Origin of the sequence: Bradyrhizobium sp. R2.2-H (assembly GCF_004346455.1) — a bacterium.
Taxonomy (GTDB): domain Bacteria; phylum Pseudomonadota; class Alphaproteobacteria; order Rhizobiales; family Xanthobacteraceae; genus Bradyrhizobium; species Bradyrhizobium diversitatis.
Map to the genome: position 1 here is coordinate 238856 of NZ_SMBR01000012.1, position 24808 is coordinate 263663.

A 24808-nucleotide genomic window follows, 5' to 3' on the forward strand; every position below is an offset into this window, starting at 1 on the left:
TCGATATCACACTGTCCGGAACTTCTCCGGAAGTCCGAAACCATGAGTGATTGAAACGGGGCAACTACCCTTATGCCAGCACTTCAAGTGCGATCCGCCTGCATGGTAATTTTGCTCGCGGTCGCGGCGCCGCTGCTTGCGGCCTGCGATGAATCAAACTCTGCGATCGTCCAAGCACAACCGACCGAACCTGAGGTCAGCGTCGTCACTGTCCGGCCGCAGCCACGCGCCGTGGTGCGCGAACTGCCGGGCCGAATCGCACCGACGCGCGTCTCCGATGTGCGGCCTCGCGTCTCCGGCATCGTGGTCCAGCGTCTGTTCCGCCAGGGCAGCGAGGTGAAGGCGGGCGATCCGCTCTACCGCATCGATCCGCGTCCGTTCGAGGTTGAGGTGTTGGCCAACGAGGCCGCGCTCGCCAAGGCCGAAGCGGCATTGATGCAGGCCAAACAGCAGGCGCATCGTATCGCCGCCCTCACCAAGGATCGCGCTGCCCCGGAGGCCGAGAACGAGAAGGCGATCGCGGCCGAGCGTCAGGCTCATGCCGAGGTCGAGGGCCGCAAGGCCGAGCTCGCCCGGGCAAAGTTCAATCTCGACTATGCCACCGTGCGCGCGCCGATCGACGGCGTGGTCGGTGCGGCGCTGGTCAGCGAGGGCGCGCTTGCTGTGCAGAACGAGACCAATCTCGCCACCATCCAGCAACTCGATCCGATCTATGCCGACTTCACCCAGTCGGTGACCGAGCTCAACCAGCTCCGTCGCGCCTTCGAGACCGGCGACCTCGAGCGCATCGCCGCCGATGCCGCCAAGGTGCACCTGGTGCTCGACGACAACACCATCTATTCGCTCGACGGCAAGCTGCTGTTCTCCGACGCCAAGGTCGACGCCAACACCGGGCAGGTGACGTTGCGCGGTGAGTTTCCCAATCCCAGGCGCGAGCTGCTGCCGGGCATGTATGTCCGGGTCCGGATCGACCAGGGCCTCGATTCCGACGCCATCGCGGTGCCGCAGCAGGCGGTCCAGCGCAATGGCGGCGGCGGCAGCGAGGTGTTCGTCGTCAAGGACGATAACCACATCGCGGTGCAGGCTGTGCGCACCGGATCCGTGCAGGACGGGCTCTGGTTCGTCACCGAAGGCCTGAAGTCCGGCGACAAGGTCGTGGTCGAAGGATTCCAGAAGTTCGCGGCCGGCGACAAGGTCAAGCCGCAATCCTGGTCGGAGGCGGAGGCGACCGCGGACAACCGGCACGCCCAGCAGCTCACGCGGTAACCCGGCTATGCCGAGCTTCTTCATCGACAGGCCGATTTTCGCCTGGGTGGTCGCGCTGTTCATCTGCTTGATCGGCGCGATCGCGGTGCCGCTGCTCCCGATCGCGCAATATCCGATCATCGCGCCGCCCTCGATCTCGATCTCGACCAGTTATCCCGGTGCTTCGCCGGAAAACCTCTACAACAGCGTCACGCGGCTGATCGAGGAGGAGCTCAACGGCGCCTCCGGCATCCTCAATTTCGAATCGACCAGCGATTCGCTCGGCCAAGTCGAGATCATCGCCAATTTCCAGCCGGGCACCGATACCAACGACGCCTCGGTGGAAGTCCAGAACCGCATCAAGCGCGTCGAGGCGCGCCTGCCGCGCGCGGTGATGCAGCAAGGCATCCTGATCGAGGAAGCCTCCAGCGCGGTGCTTCAGATCATCACGCTGAGCTCGACCGACGGCAGCCTGGATGAGGTCGGCCTCGGCGACTTCATGATCCGCAACGTGCTGGGTGAGGTCCGCCGCATTCCCGGCGTCGGCCGCGCCACGCTGTACTCGACCGAGCGCAGCTTGCGCGTCTGGGTCGATCCGGCCAAGCTCGTCGGCTATGGGCTGACCGCCGATGACGTCAACAAGGCCATCGCCGCGCAGAACGCGCAGGTGGCCTCCGGCAGCATCGGTGCCGAACCTTCGACGTCCAGCCAGCGCACCTCGACGCTGGTGCTGGTCAAGGGGCAACTCTCCTCGCCGGACGAATTCGGCGCCATCATCCTGCGTGCCAATGCCGACGGTTCGACCGTGCGCCTGCGCGATGTCGCGCGCGTCGAGGTCGGCGGGCTCAGCTACCAGTTCAACACGCGCCTCAACGGCAAGCCGACCGCAGGTCTGTCGGTGCTGATGTCGCCGACCGGCAATGCGCTGGCGACCGCGAGCGCGGTCGAAGCGAAGATGAAGGAGCTGTCGCGCTTCTTCCCGGCCAACATCACCTACGAGATCCCCTACAACATCACGCCCGTGGTCGAGGCCTCGATCAAGAAGGTGCTGTCGACGCTGGTCGAAGCCGTGGTGCTGGTGTTCGTGGTGATGTTCCTGTTCCTGCAGAACATCCGCTACACCATCATTCCGACCATCGTGGTGCCGGTGGCGCTCCTGGGTGCCTGTTCCACGCTGCTGCTCGCCGGCTACTCCATCAACATGCTCTCGATGTTCGGCATGGTGCTCGCGGTCGGCATCCTCGTCGACGACGCCATCGTCGTGGTCGAGAACGTCGAACGCATCATGGCCGAGGAAGGCCTGCCGCCGAAGGAAGCGACGCGCAAGGCGATGTCGCAGATCACCGGCGCCATCATCGGCATCACCCTGGTGCTGATGGCGGTGTTCGTGCCGATGGCGTTCTTCCCGGGTTCGGTCGGCATCATCTACCGCCAGTTCTCCGTCACCATGGTCGCCGCGATCGGCTTCTCCGCCTTCCTCGCGCTGTCGCTGACGCCGGCGCTGTGTGCGACCCTGCTCAAGCCAATCGCCAAGGGGCACGGTCATTCCAGCAATTTCGTGTTCGGCTGGTTCAATCACATGCTGGAGGCCGCGCGGTTTCGCTACGCGGGTACGGTCGGCTTCTCGCTGAAGCGCACCGGGCGCCTGATGCTGGTCTATGCCGCGCTGCTGGTCGGCCTGTCCTGGGCCTTCGTCAGCCTGCCCGGCGGCTTCCTGCCCGTCGACGATCAGGGCTTCGTCACCACCGACGTGCAGACGCCGTCGGATTCATCCTACGCCCGCACCGAGGCCGTGATCGAGAAGGTCGAAAAATATCTTGCCGCGCGGCCGGGAGTCAAAGATGTCACCTTCCTTACGGGCTTCAGCTTCTCCGGCCAGGGCATGAACACCGCGCAGGCCTTCATCACGCTGAAGGACTGGTCGGAGCGCGGACCCGCCGATTCCGCCGCGGCGATCGTCAACGACATCAACCGCGACCTCTCATCGATCCGTGACGCCAAGATCTCGGCGCTGCAGCCGCCGCCGATCGACAATCTCGGCAACTCCTCCGGATTCTCGTTCCGCCTTCAGGACCGCGGCCAGAAGGGCTATTCGGCCTTGATGCGCGCTGCCGACCAGCTGATCGCGGCGGCCAATGCGAGCCCGGTGCTTCAGAAGGTCTACATCGAAGGCCTGCCCGAGGCAGGCGTGGTCAATCTCATGATCGACCGCGAGAAGGCCGGCGCCTTCGGCGTCACCTTCGAGGACATCAACAACACCATCTCCACCAATCTCGGCTCGAACTACATCAACGACTTCCCGAACCGCGGCCGCATGCAGCGTGTCGTCGTGCAGGCCGACGCGCGCGACCGCATGCGGACCGAGGACATCCTCAACTACAACGTCAAGAACAGCCGCGGCCAGCTGGTGCCGTTCTCGTCCTTTGCTACGGTGGAATGGGCACGCGGTCCGACGCAGATCGCCGGCTTCAACTATTATCCGGCGGTGCGCATCTCCGGCGAAGCCAGGCCCGGCTTCACCTCGGGCGATGCGATCGCCGAAATGGAGCAGCTTGCCGACAGACTGCCGCGCGGCTTCGGCTATGAATGGACCGGACAATCGCTCCAGGAAAAGCTCTCGGGTTCGCAGGCGCCGTTCCTGCTGGCGCTCTCGGTATTCGTGGTGTTCCTGTGCCTCGCCGCGCTGTACGAGAGCTGGACCATTCCGCTCGCGGTGCTGCTGACCGTGCCGCTCGGCATCGTCGGCGCCGTCGCCGCCGCCATGCTGCGCGGCCTGCCCAACGACGTCTACTTCACCGTCGGCCTGATCACCATCATCGGCCTCGCCGCGAAGGACGCGATCCTGATCATCGAGTTCGCCAAGGATCTGCGCAAGGAAGGCAAGCCGCTGGTGGAAGCCACCATCGAGGCCTGCCGCCTGCGCTTCCGCCCGATCCTGATGACCGGCCTCGCCTTCATCTGCGGCGTGCTGCCGATGGCGATCGCGCATGGCGCCGGCGGCGCCAGCCAGCAGGCGCTGGGCAGCATCGTGATGGGCGGCATGATCGCGGTGGTGATCCTGGCGCTCCTGATGGTGCCGGTGTTCTTCGTCTCGGTGCAGCGCGTGCTTGGCGGGGACCGGGAGCCGGCGGCGGCGAAGGACCATGAGGCCTACGGTCCGCCGGCGCGGGCAAGAGCCGGCCACTGAACGCAGATCGGTCGGCTTGCTTTCTTGGGGTCCTGCTCCGGCAAGGCATCCCGTACGCCGCGGCTTATCCGTATCCAGCTAGGGCGTGTCCTCATAATCCCCGCGCCCGCGGATCACGGCGCGTATGAGGTCCGCTGTACCCCTCTAGCGGCGGCAATCAGGCCGGTGGCGCTGACCCCTACGAATACGGCACGAATGCAACGTGCGGATTTCCTGGTGGCATCGGAGCTTTCCCATGCAATGCAGACCAACCTGCGGATTTGCTTGCAGGCGGACGCCTCGACTCTTCATGTCCCCAAACGTACCGGCAGCCCGGTCAGAGCGCGAATGCCGACGCGCTTGTGCCATCGAACGCCCACCTTGGGATCGAGCCGTATGCGGGGAAAGCGCAGCAGCAGACGTTCGAATCCTATGGCGGCCTCCGCTCGGGCGAGTTGAAAGCCCAGGCAGAAATGCACCCCTGTGCCGAACGAGAGATGCGGATTCGGGTGGCGCGCGATGTCAAATGCGTGCGGACGCTCGAATTTCGCGGGGTCGCAGTTCGCCGCAGCCAGAAACGCGGCGAACATGTCTCCCCGCTGGAACTTTCGGCCCATCCATTCCAGGTCGCGCGTGAGGAAACGCGGCTTGGTCATTTGAACCGGCGATACATGGCGGAGGCATTCTTCGACGCAGCCAGGCATGAGCCCTGAATCGCTGCGCAGCCGATGCAGCTGATCTTCGCGTGAGAGTAACTCCAGAAGGCCGCCTGCAATGAGGTGGGTCGTCGTTTCCTGCCCTGCTCCAAACAGGAGGAATATCATCGACACAAGTTCGTCTTCGCTGAGCGTATGCCCGTCAACTTGCACGTCGCGGAGCGCGGCGATTAAGCCCTCGGGCTGTGCGCCGCCGCCAGGTCTTGAAGCGCGCCGAAGGTATCGGACGACGCGGATCACCCCGGGAATGGCGCGGATAACGGCGGCAATATTGGCCGTGTCTTTCAGCCCGCCAAGCCAGTCCTTGAAGCGATCATGGTCCTTCTCCGGAAGCCCGAGCATGGCACAAATGACCGAAAGCGGCAGGTCACGGCAATATTCGACCATAAGATCGGCGTCAGGCCGTCCTTCCAGTCTGTCGAGCAACCGATCCGCAGTTTGAGTGATCAATGGTCTCAGAACCGCAATCGAGCGTCGCTGGAACGCGCGATCGACAAGGCCTCGCAGTCGGCGGTGCTCGGGGTCATCATGGCCAAGCATGTTCAATGCCAGGAGACCGATGGTTCTTGGCAAGAATCTCAAGATCCGCTCTTGAGTTCTGCTTCCTGCATTGGCTGGATCGCGCGCAAAATACTCATGGCCCTTCAATAATTCCGCGCAGGCGTCGAATGTCACAGTGAGCCAAATGCGCCCAATGATCGGCAGCTTTATCGAAACCACGGGCCCTTCTGCCCGCATGCGGTCGAGCACAGGATGCGGATTTGCGTGGAAGCTCGATGAAATGATGTCGAACGTCTGCTTGTCGAACATGCCAAGCCTCATCGTTGTCGCCCTAAGCTTGGTGGCGTGGTTTCAGCGCATGCGTCACACGTAGAACACGCCCCAACCGAGACCGAATATGGCGGCGCTGATCGAGCCCGAAAGCACGCTGCAGAAATATAGCGATCTGGATAAGACGAACTCACCGAGCCCGATTGTGATCGGCAGGTTCCAGAAGGAATGATAGCTGTAAGCAAACGGAGAGTTGCCCCAGATCAGCGCAGCCGTAGCGGCAAGAAGAAGCGCGCCGCCGCTGACGGCCTCGACATACAGGAAGCGTTGCAGCGTCGAAAAGGCCTGCTCGGCAAGGTGTTGAGTCCGGGGCAGGCCTTCGAATGAAGGTCGATCGTTCAAGGCGCACGCGCTCCGCGTGGCGGCCCGACCATCGCTTGACCTGTCGCTGCTGCGCGCAGCGAACACCCGTAAAGCTCTTCTACACGGGTATGATGTGGAGGCAAACCTTATTCGACGGCGAATTCGGGGCGCCAACCGCGCATGGGTTCCGGAGGGAATGAATAGGGCTCATTGGCTGCCGGCCTTTATGAAATTCCTATATCGCCGGCCATCTCACATCATCGATTCTATATGCCAATGGATCAATCTTTCCCGAGCCGCAAGTCGCGGCTGAAACGGATTCCGAGATTGAGTTAGGCGCGCCTAGGTCGTCATTCACGGACGGAACTCGCACGGACGGAACTCGCGTTGGCGCTCTGGTCGTCGAGGAAGACCATGTGTTTGGCCATGCTCTCAGGCGTCCTCCTGACGGTCAGTGTCGCTCAACAGTGCATTGCAAGCGACAAGTGGGGAGTCGGACATGACTGATATTGGATCGAAGCTGCAGCCGGAGATTATTCAGGAGACCAATGCCGATCCCGTGGCGTCGGGATGGGCGCGCTATCTTGCTTCGATTGTGCTGACCGCGGCCGCGACCGTCGTGGCCATCGCTGTCGACAGCAAGGTGACCATTCCCAACATTTCCCTGATATTTGTAATTCCGGTGATCGTCGCAGGCGTTAGCCTTGGCTTGGGTCCGTCACTCTGCTCGGCGATAATTGGCGCTCTGGCCTTCAATTTTTTCCTTACCGAACCTCGCTACTCGCTGACCGTCGACGATCCGGCGAATGTCTGGGCAATCGGGCTGCTGTTCGTGATTGGTCTCATAACGAGTGGTGTTGCGTTCACTTCGGGCCGGCGCGCGGCCGAAGCGGCACAGTTGAGGCAGCAGGCGACCGTCTTGCAAGGCTACAGCCGGGACGTTGTTGCGGCCGATAGCGTGGATGCGATCCTTTCAATCACCTCCCAGACTCTCGCAGCGCTCTACCGGGTTCCCGCGGTCTCGATGCTTGTGAGACAGGGCAGCATCGTTTCTATCAAGTGCGTTGGCAACTTGGCCCCCAAGGAGGCCGAACTGGAAGCAGCGCTCTCGTGCCTGGAGACTGGATCCGTCGCGCCCAGCGGGGTCTATCCGAATCTCGCCTCTCGGTTTGATTTTTGGCCTGTGCAGACGGATAAGGGCCAAAGTGCCGTCATTGGACTTGCCTTTGATCGGGACGAACGTCCTTCACCGCCGCATACGTCCGTCAATATCGTAGCCACTGTGTTGGCGTTGGTACTCGATCGCCAACGTTCGACCTGATCCTCGCAGTTCGCCATAGGCACGGATTCCGCCGCATGGCCGAACTGTTCAAATCCTTGTTGGAGGCGGTGCCAAGCCGCAGAAGCTTGAGGGCTGGACGGCGCGATGATGATGACAGGCGATCTATGGGCACTGGCCGCGGCAATGTTGCTCGCAGTTGTTCAGCTTACGCTATCCAGTGTGCTGACACTCCGCCAACTGGGGGGTGTTTGGGTCGCAGGGCCTCGGGACGAACCGCGCGAGGTTTCAGGTGTTAGTGGGCGCATTGTTCGGGCGCACCGTAATCTGCTTGAGATATTTCCGCAGTTTGTCGCCGCTTTGTTTCTGGTGCACGCAGCTAACGCTGTCGGCTCGCTATCCACAGTCGGGGCTTGGGTGTTCGTCGTCGCCCGACTGCTCTACGTTCCCGCCTATGCCTTCGCCCCTCCGGGTGTACGGCCCATCTGTTGGCTCGCCGGACAAGTTGGAATTTTCATGATCGTGGCCGATTTGTTCGTCTGAGACGTCGGTACAGGACCCTCGACGTTCATTAGAAATTCGGGAAGGGCGATGCCGACAATTCTGCTCGGTCCTTGTCTCACCGCGGCCGCAACCGGATCGAGTGTTTCTTCAACCGAATCTTATCAATGCCGTCGGGTTGTGACCCGCTACGACAAGCTGGCCGCCTGTGATCTTGCATTCGTGCAGCTTGCGGCTGTAGCTCCGCGCTTACGAGTCCGCGCTCCGACTTCTTTGGAATATTGGCCATCCGCCCCAGCGCGCAAGAGGCGGATGATGACAGCGGAGTGTGAGGCGCAATCCTTCGCCTTACGCCGGCCTCCGCAAAATCTTCACCAACTCCCCGTGCACGTACTCATTGCCGCACACCACGTCCCCGGTCACGAGCGCATCGCCGGGCGTGTTGATATCGCTCACCGTGCCACCGGCCTCGCGCACCATCAGCATGCCGGCGGCGATGTCCCAGGATTGCAGATTGCGCTCCCAATAGCCGTCGAGGCGGCCGGCGGCGACGAAGGCGAGGTCGAGCGAGGCGGCGCCGAAGCGGCGCAGGCCCGCGACGCGATTCTGGATCGCGGTCATCTCGCGGCGGAATTCCTCGTGGTCGCCGCGGCCGATATGGGGCAGGCCGCAGGCCACCACGCACTCGTTGAGCTGGCGGCGGCCGGCCACGCGCAGGCGCTGGTCGTTGAGGAAGGCGCCCTTGCCGCGCTCGGCGATGTAGAGCTCGTCATTGGCGGGGTTGTAGATCACGCCGGCGATGATCGTGCCCTCACGCGCGAGGCCGATCGAGATCGCGAATTGCGGGATGCCGTGCAGGAAATTGGTGGTGCCGTCGAGCGGATCGACGATCCAGGTGTGGCTCTTGTCGGTGCCTTCGCGGGTGCCGCCCTCTTCGCCGATGAAGCCGTAGCCGGGCCTCGCCTTGGCGAGGTCCTGATAGAGGATCTCCTCGGCGCGCTTGTCGGCGAGCGAGACGAAATTCGCCGGCCCCTTCAGCGAGACCTGGAGATGCTCGATCTCGCCGAGATCGCGCTTGAGGCTGCGGCCGGCGCGGCGCGCGGCCTTGACCATGACGTTGATAGTGGCGGAATACAGCATGAGCTCTGGACTTGATCGGGGGCAGGGATCAGGGGCACGGACGGGACATCGCGCCTGTTTGAGGGATTGGGTGCCCTGCGAGGGCGCTTGCGTCAAGTCATTGCGTCAAGTCATTTGGCCCCGAGCCATTTCTTGGCGGCGGCCTCAGCCTTGGCCCGCTCCTCGGCCGGCAGATCGTAGAATTGCTTGTCGAGATCGGGGTCGCCCTTGCCGGCCGTTTTGGCCACCAAGTGCCATTTGAAGCCCTCGACCTTGTCCATGGGCGTGCCCACGCCGTTGATCAGCACCCATGCCAGCCGGTTCTGCGCGATCGCGCTGCCCTGGCGGGACGCCTTGCGGAGCAGGGCTACGGCCGCCGGCTGGTTCTTCGGCGTGCCGGTGCCGTTGAACATCGCGATCGCATATTCGACCTCGGCGTCGACATTGTCGGCGAGCGAGGCGGCCTGGAGCAGCCGCACAGCGCGTTCCGGGTCCTTCGGCACACCGGTGCCTTCCTTGTAGAAGGTCGCGAGCGCGTATTGCGCCTCGGGCAGGCCTGCATCGGCAGCCTGGCGCAGCAGCTCCGCCGAGCGCTTGACGTCCTGCGGCAGGGTCTGGCCGTCCAGATAGAGCAAGGCGAGGTTATAGGCGGCCTTGGGCTCGCCGAGCTTGGCGGCGGAGGCCATCAGCTTGACCGCCTCGCCCTTGTCGACCGGGCCGCCGCGGCCCGACATGCGCAGCATGGCGAGCGCGAACATCGCCTCGCGATCGCCGGAATCGGCGGCGCGCTTGTACCATTCGGCCGCCTTGGCGTAGTCGCGCCGGATGCCCATGGCGTTGGAATAGAGCTCGCCGAGCATGGTCATCGCCTTGGGATCGCCGGCTTGTGCACGGGTTGTGGCGAGCTCGAACGCCGTCTTGTACTGGCCGCGCTGGTAGGCTCCGTAGACCAGATCGACGTTGGGATCGTCGGTCGGCGGCGCGGGGATCACGGTCGCGGCCGGCTTGGGCGAGGGGGACGGCTTGGGCGAGGCCGAAGGTTTCGGCGCGGGAGCGGCCTCCTTTTTCTTGGTGATCGTGTGCGGCCTGGGCTTCTTTTTTTCGGCGGGAGCGCTCGGCGTTGCGGCCGGCGGCGTGATCTGGAGCTGCGCGGCCGCGGGCGCCATGAGCAGCAGCGCGGCCAGCATGGTGATGTGCGGAAGCTTCATGTCGGGCGCTGGCCGTGCTCCTGACCCGCGGGATCCTGGCTCGCCGGCGCCGTCGCATGGGCCTTCTTGATCGCAGCGTCGGCCTCGACCAGCGCGGCCTTGGGCCCGCGCGGATCGGCCCAGATGAAGTCGCCGACCAGCACGAAATCGGCGCCGCTCGCGGCGAAATCGTGGGCCTCTTCCAGTGACGTGGCAAAACCGACGCAGGGCGGCTCGAACAGCTCGGCCCACCAGTCCAGCCGTTCGGCGATGGCCTGGGATGACGGGCGCTGGCCTTTCTCGTCGGGCTCGCCGAACAGCACATAGTCGGCGCCCATCTCGCCGGCGCTCATGGAATCGTGGCGCGTGGCGAGCCCGCCGACGCCGGCGATGCGATCGGGCTTGAGCGAGGGCGCCGCCTCTTCCAGCGCGGCAAGGCCGGTGAGGTGCGCGCCGTCGGCGCCGCCGCGCGCGACGATGTCAGGATGGCCGTCGACGAGGAGGGCTGCGCCAGCCTTCTGCACCGGCGGTGCCAACGCCTTGACGCGCGAGATCATGGTGCGCTGGTCGGTCTCCCTCAGCCGCAGCAGTACGGCCGCGACATCGGCCGAAGCGAGCAGGCCCGGCAAATCGGCGACGAGCCTCGCAGGGTCATCGACAATAGGCGTCGCGAGGTAGAGACGCGGCGCCGGGCGCGGCGGAGGCGGTTTGTTCGACAAGATCTAGGCTGCCTTCTGTTCCAGGCTGCTTTGCCATTCGCCCTTGGAGGCGAGGCCGTTCATCCGCGCGCGATGGCTGAAGGCGCGTTGTCCGGCCGCGACGTTCTCAGGCCTCCCGGACCAGGCCTTCTGCGGCGCGGCCTGGAGCGCGCGGCCGTAGGAGAAGGTCAGGCCCCAGGGCAGCGGGCCGAGCTTGTGCATGGCATTGAGATGCGCAGTCGCTTCCTCGTCGGACTGGCCGCCGGAGAGGAAAGCGACGCCGGGCACCGCTGCGGGCACGCAGGCCTTGAGCAGCCGGATCGTCTTCTCCGCGACCTCTTCGACCGAGGCCTGCTTCGGACACTTCTTGCCCGAGATTGCCATGTTCGGCTTCAGCACCATGCCTTCGAGCGCAACGCGCTGCACGCGCAACTCCTGGAACGTCTTGTTGAGCACGCGGCTCGTCACCTCATAGCACCGGTCGATGTCGTGATCGCCGTCCATCAGCACTTCCGGCTCGACGATCGGCACGATCTGCGCGGCCTGGCACAGCGCGGCATAGCGCGCCAGCGCGTGGGCGTTGACGCTGATCGCGGTCATCGAGGGGATGCCCCGGCCGTCAGTGCCGCTGCCGATGTCGATCACGGCACGCCATTTGGCAAAGCGCGCGCCGCGCTCGTAATATTTCTTCAGCCGCTCGGCGAGCCTGTCGAGCCCGACCGTGACGAGCTCGCCCGGGCACATCGGCAGGGCTTGCGTGCCCTCGTCGACCTTGATCCCCGGGATGGCGCCGCTCTGTTCGATCAGCCTGACCAGCGGCGTGCCGTCCTTGGCATCCTGCCAGATCGTCTCGTCATAGAGGATCACCCCCGAGATGTACTGGCTCATGGCGTCCTTGGCGCGAAACAGCATCTCGCGATAGTCGCGGCGGTTCTCTTCCGTCGATTCCACGCCGATGGCGTCAAAGCGCTTCTTGATGGTGCCGGAGGATTCGTCGGCGGCAAGGATGCCCTTGCCTGTTACGACCATGGCGGTGGCGATCCTGTTGAGCTCAGTCAGATTCATCGAGAGGTCCTCCCAAATCGATTCTGCCCTTGCCCGCAAAAATAGACCGTTCTCGGGCAATTGCCGAGTTAACGTTCGTCGCAGGGTAAAGGGGAGGGACTTCACCTCTCCCCGCCTGCGGGGAGAGGTCGGATTTTGCGCGCAGCGTAAAATCCGGGTGAGGGGGACTCTCCGCGAGTCCAACTGCCACCGTGCCCGGGGAGACTCCCCCTCACCCCAACCCTCTCCCCGCAAGCGGGGCGAGGGGGAAGATAGGGCGGTGGCTGCCTTACGCCACCTTCGCGATCGCTTACGCCACCTTGGGATCGAGCTCGCCCTTGGCGTAGCGCTTGGCCATCTCGGCGGTGGTCAGCACCTTCTTGATCTTGGAGGCCTGTCCGGCGGTATTGAACTCCTGAAGCCGCTGCTTGCACAGCTTGGTCATCGCCTCCATCGCCGGCTTCAAATATTTGCGCGGATCGAACTCTTCCGGATTGTCCTTGAGCACCTTGCGGATCTGGCCGGTCATCGCCATGCGGTTGTCGGTGTCGATGTTGATCTTGCGCACGCCGTTCTTGATGCCGCGCTGGATCTCGGACACAGGCACGCCCCAGGTCGGCTTCATCTTGCCGCCATAGGCGTTGATGATGTCCTGGAGATCCTGAGGCACCGACGAGGAGCCGTGCATGACGAGATGGGTGTTCGGCAGCTTGCGGTGGATCTCCTCGATCACGTTCATGGCGAGGATGTCGCCATCGGGCTTGCGGGTAAATTTGTAAGCGCCGTGAGAAGTCCCCATCGCGATCGCGAGCGCGTCGACCTTGGTCTCCTGGACGAACTTCACCGCCTCGTCCGGATCGGTCAGGAGCTGGTCGTGGCTGAGCTTGCCTTCGGCGCCGTGGCCGTCTTCCTTGTCGCCCATGCCGGTCTCGAGCGAGCCGAGCACCCCGAGCTCGCCTTCCACCGAGATGCCGCCGAGATGGGCCATGTCGGTCACGGTCTTGGTGACGCCGACATTGTAGCCCCAGTCGCCGGGGGTCTTGCCGTCGGCCTTGAGCGAGCCGTCCATCATGACCGAGGTGAAGCCGGCCTGGATCGCGGTCATGCAGGTCGCCGGCTCGTTGCCGTGGTCCAGATGCACGCAGACCGGAATGTGCGGATAGATCTCGGTCACCGCGTCCATCATGTGCTTGAGCATGACGTCGTTGGCGTAGGAGCGTGCGCCGCGCGAGGCCTGGATGATGACGGGCGCGTCGACCTGGTTGGCCGCGTCCATGATCGCCAGCGCCTGCTCCATGTTGTTGATGTTGAAGGCCGGTACGCCGTAATCGTTCTCCGCCGCGTGGTCGAGCAATTGACGTAACGTGATCCGAGCCATCTGTCTTTTCTCCCGTTGGGGCCTGCAAGGCTGATTTGAAAGGCCGCTTGCTTACTTGATGCGCAGAACTTCGACGCCGGGCAGCGGCTTGCCTTCCATCCATTCGAGGAACGCGCCACCGGCAGTCGACACATAGGTGAAGTCACCGGCCACATGGGCCTGGTTGAGTGCAGCGACAGTGTCGCCGCCGCCCGCGATCGAGACCAGCTTCTTCGCCTTGGTGCGCTCGGCCGCATGCTTGGCGGCCGCGACCGTGCCGCGGTCGAACGGCTGCATCTCGAAGGCGCCCAGCGGTCCGTTCCAGACCAGGGTTGCCGCATCGTCGATCGCGGCGTGGACGCGGGCGACCGATTGCGGGCCGACGTCGAGGATCATGCCGTCGGCCGGGATCGCATCGAGCCCATAGGCATGCGACGGCGCGTTGGCCGCGAAATGATAGGCGACGGTCGCATCCACGGGGAGGATGATGGCGCAGTTGGCGGCGTCCGCCTTCTCCATGATGCGCAGCGCGGTCGGCGCGAGGTCTTTCTCGGCCAGCGACTTGCCGATCGCGACGCCCTGAGCGTGCAGGAAGGTGTTGGCCATGCCGCCGCCGATCACGAGCGCGTCGACCTTGGTTACGAGATTTTCGAGCAGGTCGATCTTGGTCGAGACCTTGGCGCCGCCGATGATCGCGATCACCGGCTTGGTCGGCGACCCCAGCGCCTTCTCCAGCGCATCGAGCTCGGCCTGCATGGTGCGGCCGGCATAGGCCGGCAGCTTGTGGCCGAGTCCTTCGGTCGAGGCGTGGGCGCGGTGCGCCGCCGAGAAGCCGTCATTGACCCAGATGTCGCCGAGCTTGGCCAATTCCGCGACGAAGGCGGGATCGTTCTTTTCTTCCTCTTTGTGGAAGCGGGTGTTTTCCAGACACAGGATGTCGCCGTCCTTGAGCGCCGCCACGGCCTTGGCCGCAGGCTCGCCGATGCAATCATCGGCGAAGCCGACCGGCTTCTTCACCACCTTCGACAGTGCCTCGGCGACGGGCTTGAGCGACTCCTTGGCATCGCGTCCCTTCGGCCGGCCGAAATGCGCGAGCAGGATGACCTTGCCGCCCTTGTCGGCGAGTTCGGTGATGGTCGGCGCCACGCGCTCGAGCCGGGTCGCGTCGGTGACGCGCCCGTTCTCCATGGGCACGTTGAGGTCGACGCGCAGCAACACGCGCTTGCCCTTCACGTCGACGTCGTCGAGGGTGCGGAATTTGTTGGTCATCGGACGCTTCCTTGTCCCGGGCGCTGCGCAGCGCGAAGCGGTGCGCTGCAGAACCGGGACCCACATCACGGCGAGTCCCGCGGCTAGATGGGGTCCCGGCTCTGCGGAGCAGCGCTTACGCGCCGCACCGCGTCCGGGACACGAGACCTGTTCTTAGATCACCTTCGCCATCGCGACGGCGGTGTCGGCCATGCGGTTCGAGAAGCCCCACTCGTTGTCGTACCAGGACATCACGCGCACCAGCGTGCCGTTCTGCACCTTGGTCTGGTCCTCGTGGAAGGTCGAGGAGTGCGGATCGTGGTTGAAGTCGATCGAGACGTTCGGCGCACTGGTGTAGCCGAGGATGCCCTTGAGCTGCTGCTCGCTGGCGCGCTTCATCGCCGCGTTGATCTCCTTGGCGTCGGTGGCGCGCTTGGCGACGATCTTGAGGTCGACCACCGAGACGTTCGGGGTCGGCACGCGGATCGCGACGCCGTCGAGCTTGCCCTTCAGCTCGGGCAGCACGAGGCCGATCGCTTTCGCGGCGCCGGTCGAGGTCGGGATCATCGACATCGCAGCGGCGCGGCCGCGGTAGAGATCCTTGTGCAGCGTGTCCAGCGTCGGCTGGTCGCCGGTATAGGCGTGGATCGTGGTCATGAAGCCGGTCTCGATGCCGACGAGATCGTTCAGCACCTTGGCGACGGGCGCGAGGCAGTTCGTCGTGCAGGAGCCGTTGGAGACGACCAGGTGATCCTTGGTCAGGGTGTCGTGGTTGACGCCGTAGACGATGGTGGCATCGGCGCCGTCGGCCGGCGCGGACACCAGCACGCGCTTGGCGCCGGCGGTCAGATGCGCGGAGGCCTTGTCCTTCGAGGTGAAGATGCCGGTGCATTCCAGCGCGATGTCGACGCCGAGATCCTTCCAGGGCAGCTTCGCGGGATCGCGCTCGGCGGTCACCTTGATCTTGCCGCCGCCGAGGTTGATCGAGTCGCCATCGACGGTGACGGTGCCGGGGAAGCGGCCATGGACGCTGTCGAAACGGAGCAGATGGGCGTTGGTCTCGACCGGGCCGAGATCGTTGATGCCCACGACCTCGATGTCCTTGCGGCCTGACTCCGCGATAGCCCGCAGGACGTTGCGGCCGATGCGGCCAAAACCGTTGATTCCGACGCGGACTGCCATGTTTCGTCTCCTTCAATGACCGTCGTCATCCCGCACAACGCGCTTTCGTGCGCCTGCGAGGGTTTTTTAGGGGCGGGCGCCCGGTTCGGCCGGGCGGTGCTTGATCATATGGAAGACTAGGTAGTCCTTTTTTGGGGCAAGCTCAACTCTCAGGAAATGCGCTTCAGCACAGCGTTAACCGCGGCCTCGGCGGTAATCCCGAAATGCTTGTAAAGCTCCTTGGCGGGACCGCTTTCGCCGAAGGAATGCATGCCGATGAATTCGCCGTCCTGGCCGATCACGGCGTCCCAGCCCCAGCGCACGGCGGCCTCGATCGCAATCTTGACCGGCGCATTGCCGATGATTGCGGCACGCTTGGCCTCTGGTTGCGCTAGCAACAGCTCGAGCGAGGGAACGGAGACAACGCGTGACGCGACGCCGCGTTCCGCGAGCTGCTTCTGGGCCGCGACCGCGATCTCGACCTCGGAGCCGGAGGCGAACAGCGTTGCCTTGGCTTCGCCCTGGGCCGCGACCAGCTCATAGGCGCCGGCTGCGCAGGGATTGTCGTTCGGTGCGGTGGTCCGCAGCTGCGGCAGGTTCTGCCGCGTCAGCGCCAGCACGGTCGGACCGTCGACCCGGTTGAGCGCGAGCTCCCAGCATTCGGCGACCTCGATGGAATCGCAGGGGCGGAACACGCGCATGTTCGGAATGGCGCGAAGCGCGGCGAGATGCTCGACCGGTTGATGCGTCGGCCCGTCTTCGCCGAGGCCGATGGAGTCGTGCGTCATCACATAGACGACACCGGTGCCCATCAGCGCGGCGAGGCGCATCGCGGGACGTGCGTAGTCGGTGAACACCAGGAAGGTCGCGCCGTTCGGCGCGAAGCCGCCGTGCAGGAAAATGCCGTTCATCGCGGCGCACATGCCGTGCTCGCGGATGCCGTAATGGATGAAGCGGCCCTTCGGCGTCTTGGCCGAGAACGCGGTCGCCGACTTCGCCTTGTTGTTGTTGGAGCCGGTGAGATCGGCCGAGCCGGCCAGGAATTCCATCGGCATCGCGGCAGCGATCACCTCGATCGCAGCCTCCGACGATTTGCGCGTCGCCGCCGTCAGCGGCTTCTCCAGCAGCTCCTTCTTGTGCGCCTTCAGCGCCTTGGCCAGCGATGCCGGACGCTCGTGGCGCAGGCGGCGTTCGAACTCGGCGCGCTTGCGGCTGCCGAGCTCACCGAGCCGTGCTTCCCATTCCTGGCGTGCCGTAGCACCGCGGCTGCCGGCCGCGCGCCATGCCTTCAGCACGTCGTCGGGCACCGAGAACGGCTCGAGCGAGATGCCGAGATTTTCCTTGGCGGCCTTGAGCTCGTCGGCCCCTAACGCCTCGCCATGCACCTTCGAGGTGCCGGCCTTGTGCGGCGCGCCGAAGCCGATGGTGGTGCGGCAGGCGATCAGCGTCGGCTTGTTGGATTTTTGCGCGCGGGTGATGGCGGCGGCAATGGCGGCCTGATCCTGGCCGTCGATCTTCTCGGCGGCCCAGCCCGCCGACTTGAAGCGCTTCACCTGGTCGACGGAATCGGAGATCGAGGTCGGGCCGTCGATCGAGATGCCGTTGTCGTCGTAGAGCACGATCAGCTTGTTGAGCTTCCAGTGCCCGGCCATCGCGATCGCTTCCTGCGACACGCCTTCCATCAGGTCGCCGTCGGAGGCGAGCACATAGGTGTGGTGGTCGACGATCTTCTTGCCGAACTCGGCGGCCAGCATCTTCTCGGCGAGCGCCATGCCGACCGCGGTCGAGATGCCCTGGCCGAGCGGGCCGGTGGTGGTCTCGATGCCCTTGGTGCGGAAATTCTCGGGGTGGCCGGGGGTGAGCGAGTCGACCTGGCGGAACTGCTTGATCTGGTCCAGCGTCATCTCGGCATTGCCGGTCAAATACAGCAGCGAATAGAGCAGCATCGAGCCGTGGCCGGCCGAGAGCACGAAGCGGTCGCGGTCCGGCCAGGCGGGCGCTGAGGCATCGAATTTCAGGAACTGCGTGAACAGCACGGTGGCGATGTCGGCGGCGCCCATCGGCAGGCCGGGATGGCCCGATTTCGCCTTCTCGACAGCGTCCATCGAAAGGCCGCGGATCGCGTTGGCCATACGGGTGTGATCGACCTGCGTCATGTCTGAAATCCGTCTGAAATGAGGCGCTTGGCGATGGTTGCCCGCGCGGGGAGAAGCCTGGCGGCCACTGAAGGTTGGCGCTGGGATAGCACCTCGGTTCCGGGAGTCCAAGGCGGTCAAACGCCGGTTTGGCCGTAAAAGTTGCCGGTCGAGATCAGTTTTCCGCCGGGATCGCGCCGGAAGGAATCGATCGATCGCAACCGCGTTCCGATTGATCGGTGCATAGTTTTGCGGCGGCGTTGCGCTGGGCTAGCTTGCCACGTAAATTTCTGCTTCTAACCGCTTGCCGAACCGAGTCTTTTGCCGGACGGCAAGCTCCAGGGAAAGGCCACTGGGCAAAGGCCGCCAGGTTCCGCCGCTGACTGCATGAACGATCGCGTGTCCAATAGCTCCGCCATGACGGAATCATCCGCCGTCGAGATCGAGATTGCGACCCGCAGGCTCACGGCGGCGCTCGACGCACTCGAAAGTGCGGTCGAGCGGCGACGCGATGCCGATCGCGACGAGAACGAGCTCGCGGCGCGGATCCAGGCGCTCGGCGCTGATCGCTCGCGACTCGCCGACGAGCTCGACGGCGCGCTGGTGAAGGCGCGCAAGCTCGAGCGCACCAATCGCGAGATTTCCGACCGGCTGGATTCCGCAATCGTCACGATACGCTCGGTGCTCGATACCGGAGAGGACGGATGAGCCACATCAACGTCACTATCAACGGCCGGCAATACCGCATGGCCTGCGAGGAGGGCCAGGAGGTGCGGCTGCTCAAGCTCGCCGAGAGCCTGGAGACACGCATCCAGTCGCTGCGCGGAAAATTCGGCGAGATCGGCGATGCGCGCCTCACGGTGATGGCGGCGCTGACGGTGTGCGACGAGTTGATCGACGCCGGCAACCGCATTCGCACCATGGAGCAGGAGCTGGTCGAGCTCCGGGACTTCCGCAACGCCGCCGTCGAACGCGCCCGGATGACGCAGACCGCGGTGGTGAATGCGCTGAATGCCGCAGCCGAACGCATCGAGAAGTCGACGCAGGTGCTGAACCGGACGGTCGGAGGCGGGATCGCGATCGGGTGAGAGTGATCGGAACGATCCGTTGCCACTGGGGGCGGTGTCCACCTCTCCCGAAGGGAGAGGTCGGATCGCATCGTAAGATGCGATCCGGGTGAGGGCTTCAGGTCCCTCTGTGTGCCGCGGCCCCTCACCCGGATTGCTCCGGACGCTGCTTCGCATCGCCCGGCGCAATCCGACCTCTCCCCGCTGGGGAGAGGTGGGCACCAGCCGCACCCGCCGCACTGGCACTTCCTCACTATCGTTGTTACATTGCTCGAGCGAGGCTGCGACGTGCGTCAGGAGCCATATATCCCCGGGGCCTTATCGATCCTTTAGGGAACTGTCCCTGGCCGGGCCCGTGGGCCCGGACATATGGTGCCCACCTACTTTCGTAGGGAACTCCGGGATCGAGTGCTTCAACGGCGTTCGCGGCTTCGTACTTTTGTTTGCTGACAATGCGTTCTTGTCGAATGGCCATCTACGACAAACCGGCGGTGTCATGCCCCGCGTAGGCGGGGCATCCAGTACGCCGCGGCGTCGATGTTTGATCACTGGCGTCTCTGGGATACTGGATCACCCGCCTTCGCGGGTGATGACAGCGGAGCAAGGCTCCGCGTTCGGAGCAAGCGCACATGCCCAACTCCAAAGCCGAGCTCCGTGCCAAAGCCCTCGCCAGGCGTGACGCGCTGAGCGACAAGAAGCGCATCGCTGCGGCCGCAAAGCTCGCCAAGCGCGGGTTGCCGTTCGAGCTGCTGCCCGGCAGCATCGTCTCCGGCTATTCGCCGATCCGCAACGAGATCGATCCGATGCCGTTGATGCGGAAGCTCGCCGAGCAGGGCGCGAAGCTGGCGCTGCCTTGCGTCACCGCGCGCGGCCAGTCGCTGATCTTCCGCATCTTCCATCCGAACGACCGCCTGATGCTCGGCCCGCTCGGCATTCCCGAGCCGTCGCCGGCGGCAAGCGAAGTGATCCCCGACATCATGCTGACGCCGCTTGCGGCTTTCGACCGTCTCGGCCATCGCATCGGCTATGGCGCCGGGCATTACGATTTCACCTTCGCGCATTTGCGCAAGACCAAGCACATCATCGGCATCGGGCTCGCCTTTGCGGCGCAGGAGATCGAGGCGGTTCCGGCACTATCCCACGACGTCGCGCTGGATTATGTGCTAACGGAATCGGACGTGTTCGATTTCCGGAGTTCTGAAGTTGCGCATTCTCTTCGTGGGTGATGTCGTCGGCCGTAGCGGGCGCGAGGCCATCGCCGAATATCTGCCCGGCATGGTCAAGGACTGGTCGCTCGATTTCGTCGTCGTCAACGGCGAGAATTCCGCCGGCGGCTTCGGCATCACGGAAGCGATCTACCAGGAATTCCTCGAGGCCGGCGCCGACGCGGTGACGCTCGGCAATCATTCCTGGGACCAGCGCGAGGCGCTGGTGTTCATCGAGCGCGCCGACCGCCTGGTGCGCCCCGCAAACTATCCGCGCGGCACGCCCGGCCGCGGCGCCGCACTGGTCGAGACCAAGAACGGCAAGCATGCCCTCGTCGTCAACGCCTTGGGCCGCGTCTTCATGACCCCGTTCGACGATCCCTTCGCGGCGCTCGAGCGCGAGTTAGGGGCCTGCCCGCTCGGCGTTGCCGCCGACGCCATTGTCGTCGATTTCCATTGCGAGGCGAGCAGCGAGAAGCAGGGCATCGGCTTCTTCTGCGACGGCCGCGCCAGCCTCGTCGTCGGCACCCACACCCATGTGCCGACCGCCGACCACCAGATCCTGTCAGGCGGCACCGCCTACATGACCGATGCCGGCATGACCGGCGATTACGATTCCATCATCGGCATGCAGAAGGAAGAACCGCTGCGCCGGTTCACGTCGGGGATTCCGTCGGGCCGCTTCGAGCCGGCAGCCGGTGCCGCGACGCTCAGCGGCGTCGCCGTGGAGACCGACGATGCGACGGGGCTCGCCCTGAAGATTGCGCCGGTGCGTGTCGGCGGCCGGCTGGAGCCGGCGACGCCGAAGTTCTGGTTGAGCTGAAGAACCACGCTCCACGCTAGGTGTCGTCCCCGCGAAGGCGGGGACCCATAACCCAAGGGAGAAGTTGTTGCGCGAAGCTGGTAACTGCGAGTCTTCGCCGAACCACATCCTGTGGTTATGGGTCCCGGATCTGCGCTCCGCTTCGCTACGCTTGTCCGGGACGACAACGGAGATTGACGCGCGATCACGCATCAATCTCGCCATACGCTACTCCGCCGTCTGCTCCCTCAACTCCGCCACATCCTTCGCCGTCAGCTTCGAGCCCTTCGTGCCGAACCGCGCCGTGACGTAGTTCGCCACCGCCGCGATCTCGTCGTCGGTATAGGCATGGCCGAACGCCGGCATCGACAGCGCGCCGTCGGGTGTATGCCGCTTGGTGCCCGAGAGCACGATCTGCGCGACGTTGGTGGCGGCGGGGTCGTTAACGGCCCAGGTGCCGGTGAGCGTTGCCATCGGCGAGACCGGGCTCTCGCCGCTCCAGCCGTGGCAGCTGGCGCAGGCGCTGGCGAACACCTGCTTGCCGCGGGCGTCCGCCGTGACGCCCTCGCGGTGCGAGGCGGGGGCGACCGGCGCCGTGGTGGCGGGCAGGTCGGGCGAGGGCTGCGGCGGCACGCTGCGCAGGTAAGCAACGATGCTGCTGATGTCTTCGGGGACGAGCTTGCTCAAGCTGTGGTCGACCGCCTCACCCATCGGACCCGAGGCCGAGCCATGACCCGGCGCATGGCCGAGCGACAGATACGAGATCAGATCCTGGTCGCTCCAGTTGCCGAGACCTGTCGCCTTGTCGGAGGAGATGTTGAAGGCGCGCCAGCCCGCCGTGATGGCGCCGGCGAACTTCCTGCGGTTGTCCAGCGCGAAGCCGAGATTGCGCGGGGTGTGGCACTCGCCGCAATGCGCCAGCGCCTCCGCAAGATACGCGCCCCTGTTCCATTCGGGGCTCTTCGAGGTGTCGGGCGCAAAGCGCGTGTCCGGATTGAACACGGCCGACCAGAACATCATCGCCCAGCGCTGGTTGAACGGGAACGACAGCGTGTTGTCGGGCGCCTTGGCGCGCACCGCCGGCAGGCTGAACAGATAGGCTTTCACCGCCAGCACGTCCTCGTCGGTCATGAAGGTGTAGGACGTGTAGGGCATCGCCGGATACAGCCGCGCGCCGTCACGGCGCTTGCCGTGCTGGACCGCGTTCAGGAAATCCTGGTCGCTGTAATTGCCGATGCCGGTGTCCTTGTCCGGCGTGATGTTGGTGGAATAGAGCGTGCCGAACGGCAGCTTGAAGGCGAGCCCGCCGGAATACTCCTTCTCGCCCGGCCTGGTGTGGCAGACCATGCAGTCGGCGGCCTTGGTGAGATATTCGCCGCGCTCGACGATGCCGGCTTTCTCCAGCTTCGCCGGCACGCCGGTCGGCTTGCCCGCGCGGTAGTCCGCCAGCGCCACTTTCGTGCCGCCCGCGAAGTCGAGCGGGCCGGGCCCGCGGATGATGAAGACGCCGACCGCTGCCGCGACGATGGCGATCGCGACGACGCTTGTGAGGATACGCATCTTGCCGCTCATGCCTTCTTCCCCGCAGCCAGCAGTTTCCGGTCGATCGGCAGGCGCCGCAGCGCCACGCCGGTTGCGGCATAGATCGCATTGCGCAGCGCGGGCGGTCCGGCATTGACGCCGGCCTCACCGATGCCGCCGGGCGCTTCGCCGCTCTTGACGACGATGACCTCGATCTTCGGCGTCTCGTTGATGCGCATCATGCGGTAGTCGTGGAAGTTCGACTGCTGCACGCGGCCCTTGTCGATGGTGATCTCGCCATAGAGCGCCGCGGTCAGGCCGAAGATCAGCCCGCCCTCGATCTGCGCCTTTACGGTGTCGGGGTTGACGGCAATGCCGGTGTCGACCACCGAGGTGATGCGGCGGAGCGTGATCGCGCCGATGTCGTCGATCTCCGCCTCCACCACCGTCGCGATGAAGCTCGCGAATGACGGCTGCACGCAGACGCCGCGGCCGACGCGCGGCGGCAGCTTTTGCCCCCAGCCGGATTTCTCCGCGACCTGGTCGAGCACCGCGAGCATCCGCGGATTCTTCGTCAGCATGGACTTTCGGAACGCGATCGGGTCCTTGCCCGCCTTGCGCGCGAGCTCGTCCATCGCGCATTCGACCGCGAACACGTTGTTATTCGGACCGACGCCGCGCCAGAAACCCGTCGGCACCGACAGCGGCTCGGCGCGGACATATTCGACATGGAAGTTGGCGAAGTCGTAGGGAGCATCCACCGCGGCGTCGATCGCGTCGATGTCGATACCCTTCTGGAACGCCGGCGGCAGCCAGCGCGCCAGCACGGCGGAGCCGGCGACCTTGTACTTCCACCCCGCGACCTTGCCGTCGACCAGCGACGCGGTGATCTCGTCGCGATAGACCGGGCGGTAGACGTCGTGCTGGATGTCCTCCTCGCGGGTCCACACCACCTTCACGGGATAGTCGACCTGCTTGGCGATCTTCACCGCCGCGACCACCATGTCGGGCTCGAGCTTGCGGCCGAAGCCGCCGCCGAGCAGGTGATTGTTGACGATCACCTTGTCGATCGGCAGGCCCGCGGCCTTCGCCGCCTCCGACTGCACGCGCGTCATGATCTGCGTGCCGGTCCAGATCTCGCAGGAATCGGGCTTCACATGCACCGTGGCGTTGATCGGCTCCATCGAGGCGTGCGCCAGGAACGGCAGCTCGTAGACCGCCTCGAACTTGTCGCCGCTGGCGAGCGCCTTGGCGATGTCGCCGTCGGATTTGGCGACGGCGCCGTCCTTCCGGCTGGCCTTGCGCAGGTCGTCCCAGACGTCCTTGGTTGTGATCTCGGCGTTCGGCCCCTCGTCCCACTCGATCTCGAGCGCTTCGAGCCCCTTCTTGGCCGCCCACATGTGATCGCCGATCACGGCGACCATGTCCTCGAGCACGACGACCTTGCGCACGCCGGGAAGCTTCACCGCGGCGCTGTCGTCGACCTTGCCGACCTTGCCGCCGAACACCGGGCAGGCGGCGACGGTCGCGAACTTCATGCCGGGCAGGATGGCGTCGATGCCGTAGATGGCCTTGCCGTTGACCTTGTCCGGCGTGTCGAGCCGCTTCAAGGGCTGGCCGATGAGGACGAAGTCCTTGGGGTCCTTCAGCGCAGCGTCCTTCGGCGGCGTCTGGCCTTGGGCTGCGAGCGCCAGCGTGCCGTAGGCGAGCCTGCGGCCGCTCGCTGCATGCGCGACCTCGCCCTTGGCGGTCGTGCAGCTTGCCGGATCGACGCCCCATTCCGCGGCCGCCGCCTGCACCAGCATCGCGCGCGCGGTGGCGCCGGCCTTGCGCAGCGGCAGCCACCAGGCGCGGATCGAGTTGGAATTGCCGGTGACTTGCAGGCCGAAGGTCGGATTGCCGTAGAGCTTGTCGTCAGGCGGCGCGTGCTGGACCTCGACCTTGCTCCAGTCGGCATCCAGCTCTTCGGCGAGCACCGCGGAGATCGAAGTATAGGTGCCCTGGCCCATCTCGACTTGCGGCATGATAAGGACGGTATGGCCGCTCTCGTCGACGCGGATGAAGGCATTGGGCGCGAACTTTCCGTCGGTCGTGTCGCGCGGCTGCACCGGCTCGTTGACGGCGGCGCGCAGCGGCAGATGGAAGGCGAGCAGGAAGCCGGTGGCGAGACCGCCGGTCAGAGCTGCGCGGCGGGAGATGCTGTGATGTGCGTTCATGGCGAAC

At 65.0% G+C, this 24808-nt stretch carries 20 protein-coding genes and 1 other RNA gene; 9 read left to right on the forward strand and 12 right to left on the reverse strand.

The annotated features are described in order from the left end of the window. The first annotated feature begins 72 nt into the window (after positions 1–72). Both EDE08_RS28620 and EDE08_RS28625 read left to right on the forward strand, forming a co-directional pair. Entirely contained in the window at positions 73–1266 is a 1194-nt protein-coding gene (locus EDE08_RS28620) for an efflux RND transporter periplasmic adaptor subunit (RefSeq protein WP_131871912.1), read from the forward strand. 7 nt (positions 1267–1273) lie between these two features. Continuing rightward, positions 1274–4432, forward strand: coding sequence for a multidrug efflux RND transporter permease subunit (locus tag EDE08_RS28625; RefSeq protein ID WP_131871911.1), 3159 nt, complete (start codon positions 1274–1276; stop codon positions 4430–4432). A gap of 287 nt (positions 4433–4719) precedes the next feature. Here EDE08_RS28625 and EDE08_RS28630 read toward each other — a convergent pair whose 3' ends face one another. Beyond that, on the reverse strand, positions 4720–5937 hold the full coding sequence (locus EDE08_RS28630) for a cytochrome P450 (protein ID WP_131871910.1): 1218 nt from the start codon (positions 5935–5937) through the stop codon (positions 4720–4722). Positions 5938–5991: 54 nt separating this feature from the next. After that, on the reverse strand, positions 5992–6300 hold the full coding sequence (locus EDE08_RS28635; RefSeq protein ID WP_131871909.1) for a Na+/H+ antiporter NhaA: 309 nt from the start codon (positions 6298–6300) through the stop codon (positions 5992–5994). 460 nt (positions 6301–6760) lie between these two features. Here EDE08_RS28635 and EDE08_RS28640 point away from each other — a divergent pair, with 460 nt between their 5' ends. Together EDE08_RS28640 and EDE08_RS28645 are read left to right on the forward strand one after the other, a co-directional pair. After that, positions 6761–7582, forward strand: a complete 822-nt coding sequence (locus tag EDE08_RS28640; protein WP_131871908.1) for a DUF4118 domain-containing protein — start codon at positions 6761–6763, stop codon at positions 7580–7582. Positions 7583–7687: 105 nt separating this feature from the next. Then, complete coding sequence (locus tag EDE08_RS28645) at positions 7688–8083, forward strand: MAPEG family protein (RefSeq protein ID WP_131871907.1); 396 nt, start codon at positions 7688–7690, stop codon at positions 8081–8083. Positions 8084–8389: 306 nt separating this feature from the next. On the opposite strand, the gene EDE08_RS28650 is transcribed toward EDE08_RS28645, so the two are convergent. The 8 genes from EDE08_RS28650 to tkt all read right to left on the reverse strand — a co-directional run bounded on the left by EDE08_RS28650 (position 8390) and on the right by tkt (position 18011). Further along, a complete protein-coding gene (locus EDE08_RS28650; protein ID WP_131871906.1) occupies positions 8390–9181 on the reverse strand; it encodes an inositol monophosphatase family protein in 792 nt (263 codons plus the stop codon). 110 nt (positions 9182–9291) lie between these two features. Beyond that, positions 9292–10368 (reverse strand): tetratricopeptide repeat protein, encoded by a 1077-nt coding sequence (locus tag EDE08_RS28655; protein WP_131871905.1) that lies wholly within the window; start codon positions 10366–10368, stop codon positions 9292–9294. Then, entirely contained in the window at positions 10365–11066 is a 702-nt protein-coding gene (locus EDE08_RS28660; protein ID WP_131871904.1) for a thiamine phosphate synthase, read from the reverse strand. The genes EDE08_RS28655 and EDE08_RS28660 overlap by 4 nt, the downstream gene beginning before the upstream one ends. A gap of 3 nt (positions 11067–11069) precedes the next feature. Further along, on the reverse strand, positions 11070–12110 hold the full coding sequence (locus tag EDE08_RS28665; protein WP_131871903.1) for a class I fructose-bisphosphate aldolase: 1041 nt from the start codon (positions 12108–12110) through the stop codon (positions 11070–11072). A 289-nt stretch (positions 12111–12399) separates the two neighbouring features. After that, complete coding sequence (gene fba, locus EDE08_RS28680) at positions 12400–13467, reverse strand: class II fructose-bisphosphate aldolase (protein WP_131871901.1); 1068 nt, start codon at positions 13465–13467, stop codon at positions 12400–12402. A gap of 51 nt (positions 13468–13518) precedes the next feature. Next, the gene (locus EDE08_RS28685) at positions 13519–14715 is read right to left on the reverse strand and encodes a phosphoglycerate kinase (RefSeq protein WP_131871900.1); all 1197 of its coding nucleotides are present in this window, start codon (positions 14713–14715) and stop codon (positions 13519–13521) included. Positions 14716–14868: 153 nt separating this feature from the next. Further along, a complete protein-coding gene (gene gap, locus EDE08_RS28690; RefSeq protein WP_061880918.1) occupies positions 14869–15876 on the reverse strand; it encodes a type I glyceraldehyde-3-phosphate dehydrogenase in 1008 nt (335 codons plus the stop codon). A gap of 149 nt (positions 15877–16025) precedes the next feature. Continuing rightward, positions 16026–18011, reverse strand: coding sequence for a transketolase (tkt, locus tag EDE08_RS28695; RefSeq protein ID WP_131871899.1), 1986 nt, complete (start codon positions 18009–18011; stop codon positions 16026–16028). 366 nt (positions 18012–18377) lie between these two features. Between tkt and EDE08_RS28700 the strand changes: the two genes are divergently transcribed. The 5 genes from EDE08_RS28700 to EDE08_RS28720 all read left to right on the forward strand — a co-directional run bounded on the left by EDE08_RS28700 (position 18378) and on the right by EDE08_RS28720 (position 21085). Next, positions 18378–18698 (forward strand): DUF4164 domain-containing protein, encoded by a 321-nt coding sequence (locus tag EDE08_RS28700; RefSeq protein ID WP_014439722.1) that lies wholly within the window; start codon positions 18378–18380, stop codon positions 18696–18698. Continuing rightward, complete coding sequence (locus tag EDE08_RS28705) at positions 18695–19078, forward strand: cell division protein ZapA (RefSeq protein ID WP_028182480.1); 384 nt, start codon at positions 18695–18697, stop codon at positions 19076–19078. The genes EDE08_RS28700 and EDE08_RS28705 overlap by 4 nt, the downstream gene beginning before the upstream one ends. A 254-nt stretch (positions 19079–19332) precedes the next feature. Beyond that, positions 19333–19493: non-coding RNA, 6S RNA (ssrS, locus tag EDE08_RS28710), on the forward strand. Between the two features lie 193 nt (positions 19494–19686). Beyond that, on the forward strand, positions 19687–20283 hold the full coding sequence (locus EDE08_RS28715; protein WP_131871898.1) for a 5-formyltetrahydrofolate cyclo-ligase: 597 nt from the start codon (positions 19687–19689) through the stop codon (positions 20281–20283). Further along, positions 20261–21085: a TIGR00282 family metallophosphoesterase gene (locus tag EDE08_RS28720; protein WP_165936240.1), complete on the forward strand. Its 825-nt coding sequence runs from the start codon at positions 20261–20263 to the stop codon at positions 21083–21085. Before EDE08_RS28715 ends, EDE08_RS28720 begins: the two co-directional genes overlap by 23 nt. A gap of 207 nt (positions 21086–21292) precedes the next feature. Here the strand turns inward: EDE08_RS28720 and EDE08_RS28725 are convergent, their stop codons facing one another. Further along, a complete protein-coding gene (locus EDE08_RS28725; RefSeq protein WP_131871897.1) occupies positions 21293–22636 on the reverse strand; it encodes a c-type cytochrome in 1344 nt (447 codons plus the stop codon). Beyond that, positions 22633–24801, reverse strand: coding sequence for a xanthine dehydrogenase family protein molybdopterin-binding subunit (locus EDE08_RS28730; protein WP_165936241.1), 2169 nt, complete (start codon positions 24799–24801; stop codon positions 22633–22635). Before EDE08_RS28730 ends, EDE08_RS28725 begins: the two co-directional genes overlap by 4 nt. Positions 24802–24808: the final 7 nt, after the last annotated feature.

Coding starts and splice junctions, on each gene's coding strand:
- EDE08_RS28620 (WP_131871912.1), top strand. CDS start 73: ATGCCAGCACTTCAAGTGCGATCCGCCTGCATGGTAATTTTGCTCGCG.
- EDE08_RS28625 (WP_131871911.1), top strand. CDS start 1,274: ATGCCGAGCTTCTTCATCGACAGGCCGATTTTCGCCTGGGTGGTCGCG.
- EDE08_RS28630 (WP_131871910.1), bottom strand. CDS start 5,937: ATGTTCGACAAGCAGACGTTCGACATCATTTCATCGAGCTTCCACGCA.
- EDE08_RS28640 (WP_131871908.1), top strand. CDS start 6,761: ATGACTGATATTGGATCGAAGCTGCAGCCGGAGATTATTCAGGAGACC.
- EDE08_RS28645 (WP_131871907.1), top strand. CDS start 7,688: ATGATGATGACAGGCGATCTATGGGCACTGGCCGCGGCAATGTTGCTC.
- EDE08_RS28650 (WP_131871906.1), bottom strand. CDS start 9,181: ATGCTGTATTCCGCCACTATCAACGTCATGGTCAAGGCCGCGCGCCGC.
- EDE08_RS28655 (WP_131871905.1), bottom strand. CDS start 10,368: ATGAAGCTTCCGCACATCACCATGCTGGCCGCGCTGCTGCTCATGGCG.
- EDE08_RS28665 (WP_131871903.1), bottom strand. CDS start 12,110: ATGAATCTGACTGAGCTCAACAGGATCGCCACCGCCATGGTCGTAACA.
- fba (WP_131871901.1), bottom strand. CDS start 13,467: ATGGCTCGGATCACGTTACGTCAATTGCTCGACCACGCGGCGGAGAAC.
- EDE08_RS28685 (WP_131871900.1), bottom strand. CDS start 14,715: ATGACCAACAAATTCCGCACCCTCGACGACGTCGACGTGAAGGGCAAG.
- gap (WP_061880918.1), bottom strand. CDS start 15,876: ATGGCAGTCCGCGTCGGAATCAACGGTTTTGGCCGCATCGGCCGCAAC.
- tkt (WP_131871899.1), bottom strand. CDS start 18,011: ATGACGCAGGTCGATCACACCCGTATGGCCAACGCGATCCGCGGCCTT.
- EDE08_RS28700 (WP_014439722.1), top strand. CDS start 18,378: ATGAACGATCGCGTGTCCAATAGCTCCGCCATGACGGAATCATCCGCC.
- EDE08_RS28705 (WP_028182480.1), top strand. CDS start 18,695: ATGAGCCACATCAACGTCACTATCAACGGCCGGCAATACCGCATGGCC.
- EDE08_RS28715 (WP_131871898.1), top strand. CDS start 19,687: ATGCCCAACTCCAAAGCCGAGCTCCGTGCCAAAGCCCTCGCCAGGCGT.
- EDE08_RS28725 (WP_131871897.1), bottom strand. CDS start 22,636: ATGAGCGGCAAGATGCGTATCCTCACAAGCGTCGTCGCGATCGCCATC.
- EDE08_RS28730 (WP_165936241.1), bottom strand. CDS start 24,801: ATGAACGCACATCACAGCATCTCCCGCCGCGCAGCTCTGACCGGCGGT.